This is a genomic window from Bacillus sp. X1(2014) (genome assembly GCF_007678255.1).
The window spans coordinates 498,266-518,852 of record NZ_VEED01000002.1 but is presented as its reverse complement, the minus strand read 5'-3'; the positions used below and the strand labels follow the sequence as shown (position 1 = coordinate 518,852).

General features: G+C 36.1%; 21 protein-coding genes and 1 pseudogene. 14 read left to right on the top strand and 8 right to left on the bottom strand.

Features of this window, described 5'->3' with window-relative positions:
• Position 1: 1 nt before the first annotated feature.
• Both FS608_RS06465 and FS608_RS06460 read right to left on the bottom strand, forming a co-directional pair.
• A complete protein-coding gene (locus FS608_RS06465; RefSeq protein ID WP_144548420.1) occupies positions 2-847 on the bottom strand; it encodes a metal ABC transporter permease in 846 nt (281 codons plus the stop codon).
• Between the two features lie 10 nt (positions 848-857).
• Complete coding sequence (locus tag FS608_RS06460) at positions 858-1,667, bottom strand: metal ABC transporter ATP-binding protein (protein WP_144548419.1); 810 nt, start codon at positions 1,665-1,667, stop codon at positions 858-860.
• 232 nt (positions 1,668-1,899) lie between these two features.
• On the opposite strand from FS608_RS06460, the gene FS608_RS06455 reads away from it, so the two are divergent.
• The 4 genes from FS608_RS06455 to FS608_RS06440 all read left to right on the top strand — a co-directional run bounded on the left by FS608_RS06455 (position 1,900) and on the right by FS608_RS06440 (position 5,435).
• On the top strand, positions 1,900-2,916 hold the full coding sequence (locus FS608_RS06455) for a permease (RefSeq protein ID WP_144548418.1): 1,017 nt from the start codon (positions 1,900-1,902) through the stop codon (positions 2,914-2,916).
• A 3-nt stretch (positions 2,917-2,919) separates the two neighbouring features.
• Positions 2,920-3,273 (top strand): DUF1980 domain-containing protein, encoded by a 354-nt coding sequence (locus FS608_RS06450; protein ID WP_144548417.1) that lies wholly within the window; start codon positions 2,920-2,922, stop codon positions 3,271-3,273.
• 279 nt (positions 3,274-3,552) lie between these two features.
• Entirely contained in the window at positions 3,553-3,822 is a 270-nt protein-coding gene (gene rpsN, locus FS608_RS06445) for a 30S ribosomal protein S14 (RefSeq protein WP_144548416.1), read from the top strand.
• Between the two features lie 437 nt (positions 3,823-4,259).
• On the top strand, positions 4,260-5,435 hold the full coding sequence (locus tag FS608_RS06440; RefSeq protein ID WP_144548415.1) for an FAD-dependent oxidoreductase: 1,176 nt from the start codon (positions 4,260-4,262) through the stop codon (positions 5,433-5,435).
• A gap of 135 nt (positions 5,436-5,570) precedes the next feature.
• On the opposite strand, the gene sufU is transcribed toward FS608_RS06440, so the two are convergent.
• The 3 genes from sufU to FS608_RS06425 all read right to left on the bottom strand — a co-directional run bounded on the left by sufU (position 5,571) and on the right by FS608_RS06425 (position 7,517).
• A complete protein-coding gene (gene sufU, locus FS608_RS06435) occupies positions 5,571-6,023 on the bottom strand; it encodes a Fe-S cluster assembly sulfur transfer protein SufU (RefSeq protein ID WP_144548414.1) in 453 nt (150 codons plus the stop codon).
• Between the two features lie 99 nt (positions 6,024-6,122).
• Positions 6,123-7,109, bottom strand: a complete 987-nt coding sequence (locus FS608_RS06430) for a CobW family GTP-binding protein (protein WP_144548413.1) — start codon at positions 7,107-7,109, stop codon at positions 6,123-6,125.
• 15 nt (positions 7,110-7,124) lie between these two features.
• A complete protein-coding gene (locus tag FS608_RS06425) occupies positions 7,125-7,517 on the bottom strand; it encodes a (2Fe-2S) ferredoxin domain-containing protein (protein ID WP_144548412.1) in 393 nt (130 codons plus the stop codon).
• 516 nt (positions 7,518-8,033) lie between these two features.
• Here FS608_RS06425 and FS608_RS06420 point away from each other — a divergent pair.
• The 10 genes and pseudogenes from FS608_RS06420 (at position 8,034) to FS608_RS06380 (ending at position 16,348) form a co-directional block, all read left to right on the top strand.
• Entirely contained in the window at positions 8,034-9,035 is a 1,002-nt protein-coding gene (locus FS608_RS06420; RefSeq protein ID WP_144548411.1) for a CobW family GTP-binding protein, read from the top strand.
• A gap of 89 nt (positions 9,036-9,124) precedes the next feature.
• Positions 9,125-10,306 carry a GTP-binding protein gene (locus tag FS608_RS06415; RefSeq protein ID WP_144548410.1) on the top strand — a complete coding sequence of 394 codons (1,182 nt, stop codon included), beginning with the start codon at positions 9,125-9,127 and terminating at the stop codon, positions 10,304-10,306.
• 23 nt (positions 10,307-10,329) lie between these two features.
• Positions 10,330-10,479, top strand: a complete 150-nt coding sequence (gene rpmG, locus FS608_RS06410) for a 50S ribosomal protein L33 (protein ID WP_144548409.1) — start codon at positions 10,330-10,332, stop codon at positions 10,477-10,479.
• Between the two features lie 187 nt (positions 10,480-10,666).
• On the top strand, positions 10,667-11,242 hold the full coding sequence (gene dcd / locus FS608_RS06405; protein ID WP_144548408.1) for a dCTP deaminase: 576 nt from the start codon (positions 10,667-10,669) through the stop codon (positions 11,240-11,242).
• An 83-nt stretch (positions 11,243-11,325) separates the two neighbouring features.
• On the top strand, positions 11,326-11,853 hold the full coding sequence (locus tag FS608_RS06400) for a MogA/MoaB family molybdenum cofactor biosynthesis protein (RefSeq protein WP_144548407.1): 528 nt from the start codon (positions 11,326-11,328) through the stop codon (positions 11,851-11,853).
• A 54-nt stretch (positions 11,854-11,907) separates the two neighbouring features.
• Positions 11,908-12,813: a GTP cyclohydrolase FolE2 gene (folE2, locus tag FS608_RS06395; RefSeq protein ID WP_144548406.1), complete on the top strand. Its 906-nt coding sequence runs from the start codon at positions 11,908-11,910 to the stop codon at positions 12,811-12,813.
• 204 nt (positions 12,814-13,017) lie between these two features.
• Positions 13,018-13,143: pseudogene (locus FS608_RS31165) on the top strand (GTP-binding protein); the annotation flags it as partial.
• 36 nt (positions 13,144-13,179) lie between these two features.
• On the top strand, positions 13,180-13,569 hold the full coding sequence (locus FS608_RS31160; RefSeq protein ID WP_313958702.1) for a CobW C-terminal domain-containing protein: 390 nt from the start codon (positions 13,180-13,182) through the stop codon (positions 13,567-13,569).
• 887 nt (positions 13,570-14,456) lie between these two features.
• Positions 14,457-15,611 (top strand): ParM/StbA family protein, encoded by a 1,155-nt coding sequence (locus FS608_RS06385; protein ID WP_144548404.1) that lies wholly within the window; start codon positions 14,457-14,459, stop codon positions 15,609-15,611.
• Positions 15,612-15,628: 17 nt separating this feature from the next.
• Complete coding sequence (locus tag FS608_RS06380) at positions 15,629-16,348, top strand: hypothetical protein (RefSeq protein WP_144548403.1); 720 nt, start codon at positions 15,629-15,631, stop codon at positions 16,346-16,348.
• 292 nt (positions 16,349-16,640) lie between these two features.
• Here FS608_RS06380 and FS608_RS06375 read toward each other — a convergent pair whose 3' ends face one another.
• Genes FS608_RS06375 through FS608_RS06365 form a run of 3 tightly spaced genes read right to left on the bottom strand, consistent with a single transcriptional unit; the run spans position 16,641 to position 20,369 of the window.
• Positions 16,641-17,885 carry an MFS transporter gene (locus FS608_RS06375; protein WP_144548402.1) on the bottom strand — a complete coding sequence of 415 codons (1,245 nt, stop codon included), beginning with the start codon at positions 17,883-17,885 and terminating at the stop codon, positions 16,641-16,643.
• Positions 17,873-19,114, bottom strand: coding sequence for an ATP-grasp domain-containing protein (locus tag FS608_RS06370; protein ID WP_144548401.1), 1,242 nt, complete (start codon positions 19,112-19,114; stop codon positions 17,873-17,875). The genes FS608_RS06375 and FS608_RS06370 overlap by 13 nt, the downstream gene beginning before the upstream one ends.
• Positions 19,107-20,369, bottom strand: coding sequence for a hypothetical protein (locus tag FS608_RS06365; protein WP_222127314.1), 1,263 nt, complete (start codon positions 20,367-20,369; stop codon positions 19,107-19,109). The genes FS608_RS06370 and FS608_RS06365 overlap by 8 nt, the downstream gene beginning before the upstream one ends.
• Between the last annotated feature and the right edge of the window lie 218 nt (positions 20,370-20,587).

Sequence of the window (20,587 nt, the reverse complement as noted above, 5' to 3'; positions counted from 1 at the left end):
ATTAAGATGCTGCTGTCTTTGTACTGGTTTCATCTAAAGACTCTTTTATCCGTAGCCGTTCATGATAGTTCCTCCAACCTAGTGCAGCGAAATAAAAGCTTCCCTGTATAGCGGTAATAAAGAAACTAACTGGTAGATTCGTATAATATGCAATCACTAGTCCCAACCATAACCCGATAACAGCAAGAAGAACAGAAAATAGAATCATTCGTGACACTTTTTGACTTAAGTGACGAGCTGCTGCAGCGGGTGTGGTCATCAGGGTGAATACAAGAAGGGCACCTACAATTTGTACAGCGCCAACCACTGCAATCGAGAGAATAAGTAAAAAGAAAATTGAGATAAAACGAACGGGCAAACCTGCAGCCTCAGCACCTACAGGATCAAAGGAATCAAAGGTTAACATCTTAAACCCTATTAAAAGCAAAATCAAAACCCCAATAGATAAACCTAAAACCTCCCATACTTGCTGTGTACTGATACTTAACACACTGCCAAAGAGGATAGAAAATGCATTTGACGCATTCTTAGTCGATAAGGATAAGAAAAGCAGTCCAAATCCAAGAAAAATACTTATGATCACATTGATGGACAGATCCCTTCGAAACACTTTAGTACCCAATTGACCAATCGCCAATGCACTAGTGGTGGTAAAAAGCAGTAATCCGTTTATTGGGTTCCAACCCATATACATAGCGAACGAAGCTCCAGCAAATCCGATTTCTGAGAACATGTGGGCAATGAAAGATACACCTCTTGCAATGACATAGACCCCAATTACACCACACATAATTGCAACTAACGTTCCCGCTACAAAAGCATGTTGCATAAAATCATATTGAAACATCATTTACCTCCTATGAAACTTCAGGATGTGGATGAACGCAGATAGGTGTTACAGGTTCCATTAAATTTGGAGAGGACATCAGAAACTTTGCACCCGACCTCATCACTTCAACCGGTACACCATATAACTTCGTTAATACTTCAGGTTGCATCACATCTTCAACTGTTCCTTTTACATATTTTTCACGTGTTAAGTACAAGATCTGATGCGCATATTTAGAGATTAAATTCACATCATGACTTACAAATACTACACTGATTCCACGTTCCTGGTTGACTCGTTGAACTACAGCTGCAAGGTTTTCTTGAGCACCAGGATCAAGGTTAGAGGTCGGTTCATCGAGTAATAACACCCTGGGGTCTCGAAGTAGTGCTTGTGCTAAAAACAGTCGTTGTCTTTCCCCACCTGAAAGTTTACCTAGTGGTTTATCTGCATATTTTTCTGAATCTGTCAAACGTAAAACTTCTTCTACCAGTATACGGTCTTGCTTTGTTAACCAAGGCCTATATTTATGCGGCAATCCAAAGCTTACAAAATCTCTCCCCTGAATAGGAGTTTCCGGATCAATCTGACGCGATTGAGGAACGTACCCAATCAAAGAAGATCCCGCAGACTTAATATTTTTCCCACCTACTTTCACCGTTCCATCCTGTGGTTGAATCATTCCTAATAACACCCGCAGTAAGGTTGTCTTACCTGCTCCATTTGGTCCGATAATTCCCATAAATTCTCCAAAGGCTACATTGAATGACAAATTTCGAAGAATCCATTCTCCTCCAAGGTGGACATTCACGTTATTAAGTGTAATTGCATTTTTCACTTAATCCATTCCTTTCAAACACTAGATTCAAAGATTACAATAAAAGTTATTCGTAATGATTACGATTTATACTTTAATAATAGTAATGATTACGAATTACATTGTCAACATTTTCTGAAAAAATTCAACTCAGATGATATCCTTTTTGTTGGTTCACAAAAAACAGGAATGTCTTAAAGAAGACAAGCGTAATAATAAATCGTAATTATTTCGTTTTAAAAGGGGCTATATTATGACAATTTCATCTTCTTTAAAGGACATATTCCTATTTGGTTTATTTTTGTTTATTGTGTATCTTTTTTTCTTTGGAAATGATGAAATCCCTCAAATCATAGGAGTTGTTTTTCAAGATGAATGGAAGACTGTATTTGTTGTTTTTCTTGGGATATTACTCGAAGCACTTCCTTTTATCGTCATTGGTGCATTTATGGCATCGGTGATTCAAATATTTGTATCCGAAGATATCATTCAGAGATTGATCCCCAAAAGGCCAATCCCTGCAATGATGACAGCATTACTTGCATCTGTCATCATTCCTGTGTGTGAATGTGCAATTATCCCGGTAGTCAGAAGATTGATTCAAAAGGGGATGCCAGTGCATGCCGGGACCATACTTTTGATTGGAGCACCAATAATGAATTTTGTTGTATTTGGTTCTACCTATTATGCCTTTCAACATCAGCCTGAAATTTTATACGGACGATTTATTTTGTGTATATTTACAGCTGTTATTGCGGGAACAGTAATATATGTTAGTTTTAACAAAGTGAACATTCTGAAGAATAATATGGAGGATTTGACTCTTTACAGGTCATTAAATCAAAACCGAGGATCTTCAAAGCTAAAGGGGGTATTGCATCATACTTGCCAGGAATTTTTTGCTGTAGGAAAGGTGTTTATGATTGGAGCATTTCTTGCAAGTATTGCTCAAGTTTATGTTCATCAATCTACCCTAATTGTACCGGCAAAAGACCCGGTAAACTCAACAATCATGATGATGGCGTTTGCCTTTATTCTTTCACTTTGTTCAGAAGCAGATGCATTTGTTGCGGCTTCTCTAGGACATGTATTTCATCCAGGTGCAATATTAGCTTTTTTAGTTTATGGTCCCATTTTGGATTTAAAGAATGTATTTGTGATGTTATCTTCATTCAAGATTAAATTTGTCATATTTTATTTTCTTGTTGTTACGATAACAGTACTTATTCTATCCTTGCTGGCAGCCCACCTAATAAATGGAGGTTTTTAAAGAATGAAGAAAAAGCAAGTTCCTATTTGGCAATTTAATAATGAATTACAAGGAATCCTTTTAATTGGTTTTAGTTTAGTAATTTTTAAGCTTTATGTATCAAACAAAATCTTGATTATACTGGAACCCAAGATGATTCCTTTTTTGTTGTTTGCAATGATAAGCCTTTTTATCATCGGTTTTTTCCGTCTTTTGAACAGCGATTTAAATGGGGCAGATTGCGATTGTGAAGTTTGTGATCCATCTTCTTCACTGTTCAGTATCTTCATGAAATCTTCTTTATTCATCTTTGTGATTATATTGTCTCTGGTTTTAAATGATTTTATTGATACCGTTCATATCCCTTTCAAAGAGTAATGTTTTTCTAATAAGAAAGATGTGAACAACATGATTGGACCAATTGACGTCCGGTTGGTCAAAGTAATATCGGTTTTCCTGAAGAAAAACTTGAAAATAGTAATGATTACGATTTATAATAATATGCGATTATCAAAACAAAGGAAAGGAGAATGATAAACCTGTTTTTAATCAAAAAATACTTCAAAATTGATCAATATTGATCTATTTTTTTAATACATAAATCGTAATTATTACGTTTTAAATAAGGATGGATGATAATAATAGGAGGTACTAGTAATGGCAAAAAAATCGAAAATAGTAAAGGAAAAGAAACGTCAGGAAATGGTGAAGAAGTACGCGGAACTTCGTATGGAGCTAAAAGAAAAAGGGGACTTTGAGGCACTAAGGAAACTTCCTAGAGATTCATCACCGACACGTTTAAAGAATAGATGTGAGGTAACTGGAAGACCAAGAGGGTATTTAAGAAAGTTTAAAATGTCTCGGATTGCTTTTAGGGAGTACTCTCATAAAGGGCAAATTCCGGGAGTGAAGAAATCAAGTTGGTAAATGTTATACTCGTTCAGCCGTCATATTGAGAAATTTGATGTCTGAACATATCTGGAAATATGGAGGTGTACAGAATGAATCCAATTTTATGGGGATTTTTACATCGTAGTGCTGTTTTAAAATTACCGGATTGAAAGCGAGAAATCTATCAGTTTATAGAGAGTAAAGAAAATCAATTGGAGGAAATCGCTATAAATTAGGAGCAGTTTATTCAGCTACTTTGTGAAAAGTCACCATTTAAAGCGACTGCAGACCATTTTTCACTCCATATTTCATACATAAAGGATTTAATGGATGAGTCACAGGCAGAAATTGATCATGTGATAGAGGAAAGGTGTAATCGCACGAAGTGGATTGATTGTACGGAGATGATGAGATATGTGAAAGGAAGAAAGGATAACCATTTGTTTCTTAGTCAGTTATAGGCGGTGTTTTTTATGTATGAGTGGGTAATTATTGGCGGTGGAATTCAAGGAGTAACGCTAGCAGTTTTTATGCTGAAAACGGGAAAAACAAAGGTGGATAAACTTGCGATTATCGACCGTAATAACGAACCATTAGCGAATTGGAAGCGAAATACGAAGGTGATCTCGATGCCATATTTGCGTTCCCCATCCGTTCATCATTTGGACGTTGATCCGTATAGCCTTCAATCATTTGTAAAGAAGGGATCCTATCATCAAAGTACTGCCTTTTTTGGTCAATATAAGCGTCCATCACTGGAAATGTTTAACGCTCACTGTGATCATCTTATAAATGACCTAATGATAAGAAAGACATGGGTTCAAGGAGAGGTACAGGAGGTATTTAAAACAATTGAAGGCTGGCAGGTACAGTTGAAAAACGGCCGTGAAATAAAGGGGAAAAAGCTTGTATTGGCCATTGGAATAAGCGAACAGCTCAATATACCGGATTGGGCAATGGATCTTGATAAACAATCTCCTGGAAGTGTTTATCATATTTTTGATGAACCAATACCTGAATTCGAAAGGATGAAGCTTCCCATTACAATTGTAGGGGGAGGAATTACGTCTATTCATTTGGCACTGAAGTTGAGTGAACTGTACCCAAATCAAGTCAAGTTGTTGAAACGGCATTCGTTCAGGATCCATGATTTTGATAGCGACCCAGGCTGGTTAGGTCCAAAACTGCAGAATGCTTTTCGAAATGAAAAAAGTTATGTAAAAAGGAGGGAGGAGATTTTAAGTGCCAGACATAGGGGTTCCATTCCCCATGACTTATATATAAAGCTATTAAATCGTATCAAAAATGAATCCCTTGTTGTTGAAGAAGGGGAGATCGTTCAAGGTCATATTAAGAATGCTTGCATTCATCTTTTGGACAAGGATGGAAAATTTATTACAAAAACAGGGACTGTACTGCTTGCAACTGGATATTTACCATGCCTACCTGGAAGTGAATGGATATTGCCAATCGTGGAGACTTTGGATTTACCTTGTGCGGAATGCGGGTATCCTATCGTAACGAAAACCTTACAATGGGGTCAGGATTTATATGTTACCGGTGCATTAGCAGAGCTTGAAATGGGCCCGATTGCTCGTAACATTTCTGGAGCCAGACAAGCAGCCGAACGGATCGTAAAGCATTTATAAAAGAATATACCTCTATTATCGGTTATTAATTTGAAAGTATTTATAATAAAATAAAACATAATAAAAGAACAAAAAAGCTAATCCGTTGGAATTAGTTTTTTTGTTCTTTTTTGCAATAGTAATCAGTTTCCAGTACTAATAACTCCTTAAAGGAGTACAATATTCCTTTTCATTTTTTAAAATCTTATCTAAAGCTTGCCAGGTCATTAATGCACAATTGTGTCTAGCTTTTAACTGATGCACCCCTTGAAGTGATAGGCTGTCACCAAGGTCAATCCCTTCAGTTATATTTCCATATCGGATTAACTGTTCAAAAGCAGTTCGTAAGCATGAAAGTTCTTTAACTGATTTATGTTTAATGAGTTCCGTCATCATCGAGGCAGATGCCATACTAATGCTGCAGCCTTCCCCTATAAACGCTGCGTTCCGTATCTGATTTTGGTCAAGTTCAATAAATAAAGTCATTACATCCCCACAAGTAGGGTTTTTATAATGCACTTTTCTGATTGTACTACCGTAAAGTTCCTTAAAATTTCTTTTGTGAATATAATGGTCCATGATAACTTGTCGGTACAGGTTATCAAGCATGGTATAGATGTTTCCCCCTTTTATCGTAACTTTACATAACTTTTCTTTCTAATATTCCGATAGTTGATGGTTAGTATTATAAAGAGATTTGTCAATTTGCTATGCAATGCAATTTTTAAATTGCTGTTCTAATTCTTCTTTATTTAAATCCTTACCAATAAAAACGAGTTCACTGATTCTTTTTTCATTCTCTTTCCATTGCCTATCAGGTCGTCCTGAAAACAGCATATGAAGTCCCTGAAAAACAATCCGTTCTTGTATACCTTTAACATAAAGTATACCTTTATAGCGTAATAAGTCTTCCCCTTTCTCTTGAATAAGGTAACTCATCCATTTATCTACCTTGTCAAGATCAAGGGGTTTTTCTTCTTGAAAAGCAACTGATGACACCTTATCATCATGGTCGTGATGATGATGATCCTCTAAGAAATGGGGATCAATTTCAAGCTTTCGGTTCACATCAAATGTGTGAATACCTAAAATATTTTCTAGCTTTATATTGCAATTTTCTGCATGCAATCTTTTTGCTGTTGGATTCATTTGATTAATCCTTCGTTCCAACATAGTTAAATCATCTTCCGAAACTAAATCTGTTTTATTTAAAATGATGACATCTGCAAAGGCAATTTGTTCCTGCGCTTCATCATGACTATCCAAATGTTTTGTAATATGCTTGCTATCGACTACGGTTATAATACTGTCCACTTCAAATTTTTCGGAAAGTAATTCATCCATAAAGAATGTTTGGGCAACTGGAGCAGGATCCGCTAATCCCGTAGTTTCAATCAAAACTCGATTAAAGCTCGTTTTTCCTTGTTCCATTGAAAAAACGAGTGTACGTAAAATGCGAATTAAATCCCCACGTACTGTACAACAGATGCAGCCATTGTTCATTTCTAAAATTTCTTCATTTGCACCAACCACTAGCTGATTGTCGATTCCAACTTCTCCATATTCATTTACAATAACCGCAATCTTTTGGTTATGCTTTTCCGTTAATATTCGATTTAAAAGTGTTGTTTTTCCTGCACCTAAATATCCAGTCAGAATGGTGACTGGGATTTTCTTTGATCCTACAAAAGTCATTATTTTCCACACCTTTTAAAGTATTTTCGACACTTTGCTTACTTTTTCTTTGTCTTTTTGTATCCCGGTGACTACTCCGTTTACTCGTTCAAAACCTTCACTATTAAATAAATGGCTTATCTTTTCTTTATAATCCTTACCGGCAAGAAGGGAATCAATGAAGATGGAGGAATCCTCAGGTTTTAAATCTTTATACCAAGTCCCATTAGGATAGGAGATGACAACACATTTATCTTGGCATCTTCCATTGCAACGAGTTCGGGTTGTATGGATAGCGTCGTCTGCATTTCGGTCTGAGATTTCTTTACGAATTGCTTGTGTTAGTTCCTCTGCACCCACCCGGCTGCAGCTGCTCCCATTACATATTAGAACATGATTTTTAGTCTTACTTAAATCCCATGTAGCCATATTTTTCATTCCTTTCTTTAAATCGAAATCATTACGATTTAAAATCGATAGCTGTCTTTACTCGATTTTTTTACTACACCTATTACATCCTTTCCTTGTATTTACAACTTATTAGAGATAAAACGAAATCATTACGATTTAAATGATGTTATTTTAACCTATGTTTAATCCATTTGCAACATAATTTGGATAAACATGGGTTCAATCAATAAGTAGGGGACATGCTGTCTTATTCAGGTTTAAGGAGTACATACCATACGAGCCCAAATTACAGAACTTACGTTATTACACAAAGGTACAAATAATTTTAATATTTTTAACAAAGAACTTGCTCAAAAAATAAAAAAGTGGTAAATTAACAATTGCTATCATATAAATCGTAATGGTTACGATTTCGATTCCGCTGGGAGAATGGGGTGTTTATCAATTATTTATGGGTGATGTTGGTCATTTAAGTTGTAATATAAGACTAAATTTTAGGTTTTATTATCCAATTGATATTCGAGGAGGATTATTTTGAAAAAAATACCGACTTATATTATTTCAGGATTTTTGGGAAGCGGAAAAACAACATTACTGCTACATTTATTAAAATATTCTAAATCACAAAAAAAGAAGGCTGCCATTCTCTTAAATGAGCTAGGAAGTGTGAATGTTGAAAATCACTTGTTTGAAGACGAAAATGTATTTGAGTTATTGGATGGATGTATCTGTTGTTCCATTCAAGAGGATTTAAAAGCTACCTTAACAACTCTGGTAGAGTCACACATGGAAAAACCGATAGATGTATTATTGGTTGAAGGAACAGGAGTTGCCAATCCGTTAGAGATCGTAGAAGTAATCGCCAGTCCCCCTTTTGTGAATTCGATTGACATACAATCCGTCATTAGTATGATTGATGCAAATGCATACTTAGATAATCAAGATATATTTACTTCGAAAACCATTCGTGATTTGCTTAAAAACCAAATTAAGGGGGCAACAATGGTTGTTCTCAATAAAGTTGATCTTGTGAAAGAAAAACAATTACAAAAAATTGAAGTGAAAATAAGTAAGCTGCTAAATACCAATACACCGGTAATAAAAACTTCATATGGAAATGTTGATCTAAGAGAATTATTACAAAAACGATCGAACACGACTGTCTTTTCACATCAACATCAAACAAATTGTTGTGGGGATTCCCTGCATTCTTCTTGTAATCACCATAAACACCATCATGATCATGTACAGCACACCAGCATTAAAACCATAACATTTCAAGATGTGCCTTCTGTAACAAAAAGACAACTAAAGAAATGGTTAAAGTCATTGCCAGAAGGGATTATGCGGGGAAAAGGATACATATACTTGCAAGATAAACCGGGATTGTATCCATTTCAATACAGTTCGAATCAAGTTCACATAGGGGATTTTCCGCTAAAAATTACATTAGATCCTTGTATGGTGTTAATTGGGAAAGATATAGACATTATGACTATTCAAGACTCCTATGCTTCCCAATTTTCGATATCTTAATTTCGTATGGAAAGAAAAAATCAAATGATTAGGTGTAAAGGTATATCATCTAAATCGTAATCATTCAGGTTTAAAGAGGAGAAATAAAAGTGAAGAAAATACCAGTAACCGTATTAAGTGGATATTTAGGAGCAGGAAAAACGACATTATTAAATCACATTTTAGCTAATCGGGAAAATAAAAAGGTTGCTGTGATTGTTAATGATATGAGTGAAGTCAATATAGATGCGTCTTTAGTAAAGCAGGGAGGCTTTTTGCGTACAGAAGAGAAACTGGTGGAAATGCAGAATGGATGTATTTGCTGCACGCTGAGGGAAGATTTAATCAAAGAAGTGGAGAAGCTTGCTTCTCTAGGAGACATTGATTACATTGTGATTGAATCAACCGGCATTAGTGAGCCAATCCCCGTTGCCCAGACGTTTACCTACGTTGATGAAAATTTAGGAATTGATTTATCGGCTTTTTGCAGACTGGATACGATGGTGACTGTGGTTGACGCGAATCGTTTCTGGCATGATTTTTCCTCCGGTGAAAGCCTGCTTGATCGGAAACAAGGGACTGATGAAAGCGATAAAAGGGAAGTAGTCGATTTGTTATTTGACCAAATCGAGTTTGCCAACGTTATTTTATTAAATAAAGTGGACTTGATAGAAAAAGAAGATAGACGTGAATTAAAGTCAGTCCTTCAAAAACTAAATCCGGATGCTTGCATTATTGAAACAGATCATTCCAGAGTTCCACTGGAACAAGTGTTAGATACAGAACGATTTGATTTTGAAAAAGCAAGCCAAGGTGCCGGCTGGATAAAAGAATTAAATAATGAACATATACCGGAAACAGAGGAGTATGGAATCACATCTTTCGTTTATCGCAGACGCCTTCCTTTTCATCCGGAAAGATTAATGAACTGGTTAGAAGAGTGGCCAGTGGAAGTTGTTCGGGCAAAAGGCTTCATATGGCTGGCATCCCGCAATAATACAGTAGCATTGCTTTCACAAGCTGGCCCGTCCATCACATTTCAAGGGGCTGGAGAGTGGATTGCAGCCTACCCTAAAGAGGAACAACAAGAGATTTTTCAGGAAGACCCTGAATTATTGGATAGATGGGATGAAGTTTATGGTGATCGATTAACAGAGCTTGTTATGATTGGAATCGACATGGACCAGGAAGAGATTGAAAAAACTCTTGATGACTGTTTGTTAACCGAAGATGAACTAACGGTAGAGTGGTCTAAATTTAAAGATCCACTACCGCCATTTGTGGAAGCATAAAACAAAATTAGGAGGAATTTATGATGAGAGTAAAAATAACTTTAGCATGTACAGAAACAGGTGATCGAAATTACATTACAACCAAAAATAAACGAACACATCCAGATCGATTGGAATTAAAGAAGTATTGCCCTCGTTTAAAAAGACATACATTACATCGCGAAACAAAATAAAAAAGATTTAAGTAATTAGGATATAACGTTTTATCCCTTGTGCGCCTTTATTCGACAAAGGCGCATACTTTTTACAATCACTTTAAAGGGAACAATACACTAATAATACTTCTTCATAGAATAATAGAATTCTACTAACCTAAGCATTTTGGGCAAAAGCAAATAGGAAAAGATAGGAGGTTAGAGTGTGATACTTTCTGATAAGACCATTTTGAAGAAGTTAAAAGAGAAGGAGCTAATGATTGAGCCTTTATCACAGTTGCAACTACAGCCTGCTTCTGTTGATTTAAGGTTATCCAATCATTTTTTAACAGTGGATGAAAAGGTTGTTCCACTTATTAAAATTGACAAACCCGCCGACTATAAAGAATTTTGTAGAGATACGATTATTATACCACCTCAATCCTTCGTATTAGGAACTGCCCTTGAGTGGATCCGCTTACCTAATAATTTGACTGCTTTTGTAGAAGGAAGAAGCTCCATTGGAAGATTAGGTCTATTTATTCAAAATGCCGGATGGGTGGACCCAGGTTTTGAAGGGCATATCACTTTAGAACTTTATAATGCTAACCGTGTTCCAATCGAATTAAAAGCAGGAATGCGTATCTGTCAGTTGGTCCTAGCTACTTTAGATCAAGAAATGACTCCCTATATGGGAAAATATTGTTGTCAAAACAGGACCACTAAAAGCAGAGTCTATTTAGATGAAGAATCTGTAGAATTAAATTCGAGGTACAACTACAAATTTAAAGAATTTGATTAACTTCTTCTCTCTATTTTTGGATTTAATGCGAGATTAGTTCTCTAATAGATGAAGATAAAAGTAATCAAAAGGAGGGAAAGAAAATGGGCGTTGAGCAGCATAAGAAAGAATCGCCTAAAAAAGTAAATTGCAAAGTCATCACAGTCAGTGACACACGGACCAACGATACAGATAAAAGTGAAAACTTAATTATCAGGTTGTTAGAAGGAAATTCTCATATAATACATGATTATGAAATCGTTACAGATGATTTTGAGGTAATTGAAGAAGCAATTAAAAAGGGATGTCTTGAACAAGAGATTGATGTTGTCTTAATAAATGGTGGAACAGGTATTGCAAGTCGTGATGTTACAGTGGAGGTTGTTCAAAGTTTATTAGAAAAGGAACTGACAGGATTTGGGGAGATATTCCGAATGCTCAGTTATTTAGAGGATATTGGATCTGCAGCGATTTTAAGCAGAGCCGTTGCCGGTGTAGCTTATAATACTGCTATTTTTTCTATGCCAGGATCTAGTGGGGCAGTCAAACTAGCTATGGAAAAACTCATTATACCAGAGATATCCCATTTAGTCAGAGAAATACGTAAAGACTCCAAAATGGAGAGTTATTAAAATGGTAATAATTTAATAGTTATGTATTGCTTATTGAATTATAAAGGAGTATGTATGAAAGATTTTAAACTTCCCTCGAAGAGTGAGCGATTAAAGCTGTTTGGCTCCATAGAACCAGGATTAAAAACGAAGCCAAGCGAAAAAGAAAAGATGTTAGATTTACAAAATATGAAGAAAAATTTCTTGTTTGGACTAGATGCCGTTGGTATTACAAATGTTAAAACTCCTGTTACTGTTATCTCAACGATAGAGCCACTAACGCAAACTACTATTGCTACCTTTACGCTGACATCTACTATTCCTCATAATGTAAAGGGAACAAATATGAGTCGTTTTACAGAACAATTGGAGCTGTATCGAAGACAAGGATTTACCTTAACCTTTTCGAAACTATCCGATTTTATTAAAGATTTATCAGAACGTTTGGGCCAAAAGGATGCAAAACTAGAAGTAAGTTTCCCTTGGTTTTATGAACAAACAGCCCCTTCATCTCGTCTTACAGGATTGAACAGTGCTGATGCAAGAATCTTGTTTTCGTATCGAAATGGAAAGATTGTAGAAAGAAAGGTTGAATTAAACTGTACGGTAACCACCTTATGCCCTTGCTCCAAGGAAATTAGTGAGTACAGTGCTCATAATCAACGGGGGTTCATTAAAATGAATGTGTTGTTAACGGATGATTATGATGAATCGATTGACTGGAAAGTTACTTTGTTAAACGCTGCTCAATCCAACGCCAGTGCTGTAATTCACCCGATTTTAAAACGTCCCGATGAAAAAATAGTGACTGAAAAAGCTTATGAAAATCCTCGCTTTGTCGAGGACATGGTTCGCCTTGTGGCTGCAGACCTATATGAAGTACCATTTGTCCAATCATTTAAAGTAGAATGTCGTAATGAAGAATCCATCCATCTTCACGATGCGTATGCATCTGTATCATTCAATAAAACAACTAATTAATACTTTCAACCTTATTTATTAGGGTGAGGGAATAGCGATTTTGTAAATCTAATGTAGTTGAAACATCGATAAAGATCAAACTTTACATATCAAATAATATCAATACATTTAACGTTAGGTAAGCTAGTCTAGTACTAATTTAAGGAATTAGAGAGGAAGATGAAAAGAAAGTGATACCTTGCACTCGCACATCGTGAAAGAGGCAAGAGCCTTCGCCTTATGGAGGAACAAATTCGTTGTGCCGATTTGATACTGCTAAATAAAACTGACCAACTCCCAGATGAATATATCAACGAAGTCAAGAACATACTTGAAAAATTAAATCAGCATGTAAAGATTATAGAAACAGTGCGTTGTGACATAGATATGTGCCTAATGTTTAATTCTATCCATAGAGAAGCTGATCTTTACGATCAGAATGAGCAGCAGGAGCCCTCTATTGAAAAAACGAAAGAGCATTCACAACATCGTACGCATAATCACGTCATGACTTATACTCATCGATTCGATGGGGTGGTCGATCGTCAGAAATTCGAGAAACTGTTTAGTAAAATACCTACTGAAGTGTATCGCGCAAAAGGGGTGGTTAAATTCGCACAGGATCATGAGTATTATTTGTTTCAATATGCCTACAGAGAAGTTGAAACTGTAAAAATTAACCCACAACAGTCAGTAGAACAAGTAGCTGTGTTCATCGGAGAGCATTTTGATAAGGTTCAGGTACAACGGTCTGTTCAGGAACTTACATCAATATAGATAAATTCGAGATAGTAGATGTTATCTCGAATTCTTTTTAGTTCCTTCATTGTGCTTGAAAAAGTACCCTTTTTTGAACGAGTATTTCTTGGAAAATTGTGGACAAATTTGTGCAAACTGTTTCTTATAATACAAATTCAATTATAATAGACTTATTGAAAATCCTTGTTAACAATACTTTCATAATTAAACTGTAATCATAAAGTATATCTATCATTGACTGGGTTGGGCTTACAGGTTCTTTTATACTCATTCTCCTTTTGGGTGACAAATGGAAGAAGAGGAGGTTTATATAAACCTCCTCAATTTCTTGTTTTCTCCCATTAATATAAGGTAAGAAAAAGGGTCACACCTTGGTCACGGATTAGATATTTTTATATTAAACTAGATAAATTGATATATTACTTTTTAAAAAGTGCATTAAATCAAGACTTTACGGCATTATATAAAACTTTATGGAACCAAAAAGAATAACATCCCTCTAACTTCAAAACAGTTTGAGAACAGCGTGCCAGGTCTGTTGGGTTCGATTCCCAGGCAGTCCCGCCAATCTACATATTAAAATAATAACCGCACGGTGATTTTTCGTTGTGCGGTTTATCATTAGTTGTCCTCTATTAAGTTCTTCCTCATTTTTTGTTTAAATTTAAGGCTTCTTGTCGTTTATGCTTTAGATTCCTCATTTATATAACCTAACTTACTATTTCTGTGGTAGCACTGTTTAAGGAAGTTGAATGGAAACCTCCCACCCAGTGGCGAAATCTCTGGATGAATTAAGATAATGGTAAGCATTTTTTTACTAATCTAAATTTATAAACAACTTTAGACAAATAAAGCAGAAAAATATATAATTATTATGAGGAAATAGCAGGAAAAGAGGAGAAATAATGGATATAAAACGTCAAAATGTCGATTTTGGTAATTCAGTCTTTCAAACCCTTGTGGACGGTTATTATTTTGAGATTCCTACAAATGTAGTAGAAATAACGAAGGAAAAGGCAGACGGCCACTTTCCGTCTACTTTCCATGATCCCCAATCCCTTTTACAAAGTTTACTGATTTCAACAACGATAGACGGTGTAGAGAAATATTATCTAGTGGGCGATTCAGCGGAAAAACAAGTGTTAGGAAACATTCATATCAACAAACTTCATGATAAAACGGAATCAGAGATTCCCAAAGTGATGTTCCTTGCGTCAGTTGCTTATTACAATGTAATAAAAGGAAACGGCAAAGAAGATAATCGAGTGAACATTAATTATTTTTCAACGATGCTTCCAATTTGGCTGCTTAAGAAAACGAACAAGTTCAGTGATATGCAAAATAAAATGGCAAGCCGATTTGAAGGGGAGCACCATGTAACGATTTTAACTCCAGGATTTGAGAGAGTTGTATCCATTCACGTCGAAACAAGCAAATGTCGGATTGAAAGTGAAGTTGCTCGTTGGGCAATTAAAAAAGATTTTGAATTACAAGATCGTGAGGAAGCAAATTCATTTCAAAACTATGAAACTCTAATTGTGGATTTAGGAGGAGGGACCGTTGATCTTGCATTGCTTCAATCAGGACTTCAGGCTCCTAAGAGCAGGGAATCATTGAACTGCTTCGCTGACATTTCGTACCTAAAACACATTGATAAACTAAGAAGTGAAAAGTTACTCGAGTACTTTGATGATGTTCGTTCACTAGAAGAATTCATTATCAATAACATTGAAAAAACAAAAATGGAACAAATGGATGGAAATAGCGGTAAAAAGGTTGATCTCACAGAGCAAATCCATGAGTCATTAAGAGAATACACTCAAATTTTAATAACGAAAATTGAAAACACATTCCCCTCACCAAAAGATAAGGTCTATAAATATGTTTATATTGGTGGAATAGCGAGCATCCTTAAACGATTCATCCAAGAATCGATCGATATAAGGTATGGGGCCGAAATTAGAGAGCAAAATCATATATTCCTTCCAGATACAAGAAAGTTAAATTTATATGGTCTAGAAATTATAAGCAGGCATGAAACAAACGTAGTTTTCGCCTAAGTAGAGGAGGAGAACATATGAGCAACAAAGATTATCTTCATGGTGAAAAGTTGGTTGGCAATTTAAACAATATGTATTCAAATCTAGGGGCACAGATGATTGCACCTTTTTACGCACTATCGAACTTTATTATATCCGCTGTTAATCTCCAAACGGATGTGGTTGGATTAATGAATAAGGAATCAGGAAGAAATGATGAACCTGTAATGTTAACTTTAGAAACTTCAAAAATTTCTCCAAAGGTGTATTCAATTCTCGAGCAAAAGGCAAAAGCAAATCAGCTGGAGGATTATATTACGAAGCTAGTTGAGCAAGATGTAGATAAATTAGACAAGGAAGAAGAGAACATAGCCTTAGTTGATACCCTACGTAAAGAGTTTTTAGGTAAAATCAACTTACTTAAACAAGAATTCGCCTCCCGTCTTGTTGTTGATGCTGATCAGAGGGGGGCTGGCCAAGCAAACGAGTTGCGTGATTTTGTCACGAAACTTGGTGAGCAAAAATTAGACAAGCAAGAATTCAAAACTTTGTTAAACTCCCTTCGAAGCGATTTATTAGATGAGATTAGCTCGCTTAAAAATGAACGTGTTTTCCGTCCAGTTGTTCCTCCCAATCCAAACAAGTTTAATCCTGCTTTGGAACATGCGGAAGAAGTGAATGATATTAAAGAAGGACAATTGCTCGAAAGTGATCAAGTTAAAGGGACTATTAATGAAGTTATAGATATGGATTTTTAAAATATAGTGGAATGATGTTCTGCTACTATAAAATATTATTTTGTGATACTTACAAAAAATAAACATTTTTCAATCAACAGCTTACTGCACATTAAAAAACGTCTAAGAGATTCCTCTTGGACGTTCGGCGTCAACAAAAGAAGGCAGCAACTTAACAAACATTTCTGGAGAACAGTAACAGTTGCTGTTCTCCAGTGCTTTTATTATTGTTCAATTATAAAAGCTTTACCTCAAACTTCATGCTTGTTGGACAATTATTATTTTCCAAATATTTCAGCTAATTTCCCTGTTTCTATTTAACTACTTCAACAGTGGCAGGCCCAGATTCTTTTACCCGTAAAAGTTTATCAGAAACAATAAACAAAATGATCGATCCGGCCGCAATGATAAAACCAATCGTATGAAATACAAGGGAAGGGGTAACCATTTCGCCTATATAGCCAATTAACGCATAGATAACGAATCCGAATATTGACGTTAGAGTATAAATCATGCTGTTTACTCGGCCTTGGTAATGTGTTTCTACTTGTTCATGGATTAACGTGCTATACAAGGTACGTGCCTGTAGGAGTGTGGTTCCAAACAAGAGGAAAATAGCGCCTCCAGAAAAAATTCCTTCCATGAAAGGGATCAAGCCAAAGAAAACTCCCATCAGCAGCAGGCTGATCGACATAAAATGTTTCCTGCCAAACCAAGCAACCATAGTCGTTAGAGTAATTCCTCCAAGAATAGCTCCCCAGGCAAAAAAGGAATCTAGTAAACCCAAAATCTCTGGGCCCATTTTCATATCATTTCGAATCAAGGGGACACTAAGAATATTATAAATTTGAATCGTGAAATCTGTTACGGCAACCAAAACAGCCATTTTTAAAATCGTTTTGTTTTCCCTTACATACTGCATGCCATCCTTTAATTCACCGAAAAATGAGTCATATCCTTTTCCAATTTTTGATTTAGGATTAACAATCCCTTTTCGCGTAAAGAAGATAATAAAACTAGAAGCAAATGCAAGTATGGAGTTAGCTAGAATGGTATTGGCTCCCCCGATTAAGTGAAGCAAAAACCCGGCAATAACCGACCCAATCAGCATTCCTAATTGCATAGCTACACCGGCCATGGAGTTTGCCGACAGTAATTGATCTTTGGTTAACATTTCCCTCATGAGCCCTTTTGAGGCAGGATAATATAAGCGGTCTGCTATGGACATTAGCAGCGAAATGCCATATAGGACGGAGAGATGAAAGGTCCCTGTCAGTAAAAGAATCGGAACAGTAAGCAATAGAATCCCTTTTAAGAGTTGAATGACGACTACTATCAATCTTCTATCCCAATTATCTATTAACACCCCAATGAAGGGTGAGAGGATAATGACTGGTAAGGTTGACAAGGAGAATAACCACCCCAAGGAAGACGTTGATTCCGTCAGGTCCAGTACTAACCAAGACATGGTGAATAAGTGAATTCCCAAACCAATGTTAGAAAGAGTATGACTGAATAGATAGAGAAAGAAAGGCCTGAACTTTATTAACTGGAGCATACGATTACCTCTTCACTTTGCTCATCTTCTATGACAAATTGGATCTTGCTAAGTGCAAGCTGGGCATTACTCATGGCGAGATCTGTGTTGTCTCCTGTGGCCAGTACGCAAGCGGAACGGGAGAAGGAGTCTTTCATACCAGTAATCTTATTTCCTTGTTTTTGCAAGATTTCCACTCTTGCAACTCCTACTGTCGATTTAGCTTCTTCTTCACCTATTATTTCTTTCACCAGCCCAGTTGTAGAAGGCGTTTCATACCATATAGCGGCTGATTTTTTCATGTTTGGTGTTTGTGGAATTTCGTTTATAATGCTTTCACCCATCGCTTGTTTTGCCCATAAATCTAGTAAATCTATACCACTTGCCATATTGATTAACTCTGGAATATAGTCACCACCTAAGCGGGTATGTGTTTCTATGATTTTAGGACCATCTATTGTCAAAATGATTTCAGTGTGGCTTGGGCCATGCGTAATTCCGATAGAGGTGAGGGCGTGTTGAACAAATTCATGTATGGAGCGTTCATAATCAGAATACACCCCTTGATATGGAAGTCGATGACCGACTTCTACGAAATGTTGTTCCTCTTTAAATTTTTCAGTGATACACATGATCTTATGAATTCCGTTCTCTGAAAAGGCTTCAACACTAAATTCTTTTCCAGCTAAGTATTCTTCAACAATCATGCCAGAACCAAAATCAGCGGTTTGATACCAGCCTAACGCATGTTCTAATTCCTCCGCATTTTCTATTTTAGCTACACCAATACTTCCCCAGCCATCTACTGGTTTAAGAATAATAGGATACCCATGCTCTTGGGCGAAACTAGAAATCTCATCAGTTGTGTTAACGATGGCATTTTTTGTTTTGTCCACACCATATTCTTTTAGAACGGACCTCATTAAGATTTTGTTGCGGGTTCTCTCGATAACCTTTGGTTCTAAATAAAATAATTGTAGCTCTTGCGCAACATAAGCTGCCTTTTCTTGATCCATTTCATGAAAGCATGCTATGCCATCAAAAGGGTCAATGTTATGGAAGAAGGCAGCTATCTCCTTCCACTCAATCATGCTCTTATCTTTTGGTACACCAATGACACGGTGGTAGGTTTCATTCTCATTAGATTTAATTTCGGAAGCTAAGTTGATCAGTGTTATTTTTGCCCCCAATTTTTTTAACCGTTTGTGCATAATACTAAATCCGCCAATTACTAAAATGTGTTTACCCATGTTTAATCAATACTCCCTTCATTTTTTGGTTTTCAGAATCTTTAATAAACTGTATAGGGTCCTTAATCCGGTCCGTTTCTGAGAAAGAGTAACACTCATTTCTAAATTGATGTTTTTTTATCTTTTGCGGGCATAACAAAGAAACCCCTTCTTGTATAGCAAATTTTTCCAACCATTCGAGTTTTAGACCTCGTTCAGAATCCCACTTTTGTAATTCTTCCATAGACATATTGTTTTGATTGGAGCGTAAAGCTTTAATAAATGCTTTTTTACCTTTTAAAATTTGATTAGAGGCAGTATCAATTTTAGCAATCAATGTATCACGTAGTTTTTGGTATTCAATTTTATTTAAATAACCTAAGTGAAACAGGCATTGATTGGCAGCTATGATCAATTTTTCTCCTAATTCGTATGGAAATTTTTTACCCAAAATTGTTACAGCAAGCTGGCGCACCATTTTTTTCAAGGCATGACCAGCACCTTTGGAATCAAAAGTGGCCCCATCTACTAATAACGCAACGATCGATCTTATATGATTGATCCATAAATTCTTTTCGTAAAAAGACAAATTTGCAAAAAACTCATGGTTGTTAACCATATTCATCAAAGGAGCAAAGTATCGGTCCTGATAAAATGTAGGAAGACCTTCTCTTACAAAGGACAGCCGCTCCATAAAAAAAGCACTATCTACGGATAGTTTACCGTTTGATTCTATAAAACCAATTGAACCAATAGGAATAATGCCGTGCCGGTAGGGGTAGAACATTTTGACATAATAGCCAGTAGGCCTGCCATCTCCTAAACTGGTTTCCAAACTTTGATTCCAACTAATCACACGATTCGAAGAAATACCTAGTGAAAGAACATCATTGCGTAATCCAAGTTCATACGGTGCGAGGAAGATCAGTTTGCCTGGGTCGCCGTTAATGGCTTTGCAGACAAAATCTATAGCAAATCGTAAAGCTTCTCGACCGTCAGTATCACCGAACCGAAACATTGATAACATGACCTCAAATGATGTAGCTAAGGGATACTTGCCAATCTCCTGCAGCCTTTTGCTCGAAAATATTCTTTGGGCGGCAACATAAGATGCAGGAGTATGTTGTTTTTTTTCAAACAAATGCATGTGTGCCATTACCGCCGAGCCGATATAGTATGTGTCCTGGTTTTCTCTAACAAGGGACACTTCTGGCAGAACGTTATAATTTCTTTCTTTCCCCATACCAATAAACAATTCACGAATCAACTTTTCCACCTTCTTTTCTAAAATCCACTATAAGTGTCATTACATTTCCTGTTTCTTTTGTTCTTTGTTGCCTTGCTTGATTATTATCGTAAGGTTTGAACCTTACATGTTTATAAACGGTATCTTAAAAATGAGAAACAATAATCTTACAAACTTTACTAAATCTTAACTTTGCTGGCAGGGATAATCGGTTGGATATGGAATCAATAAAGGATGTTTATAAAGAG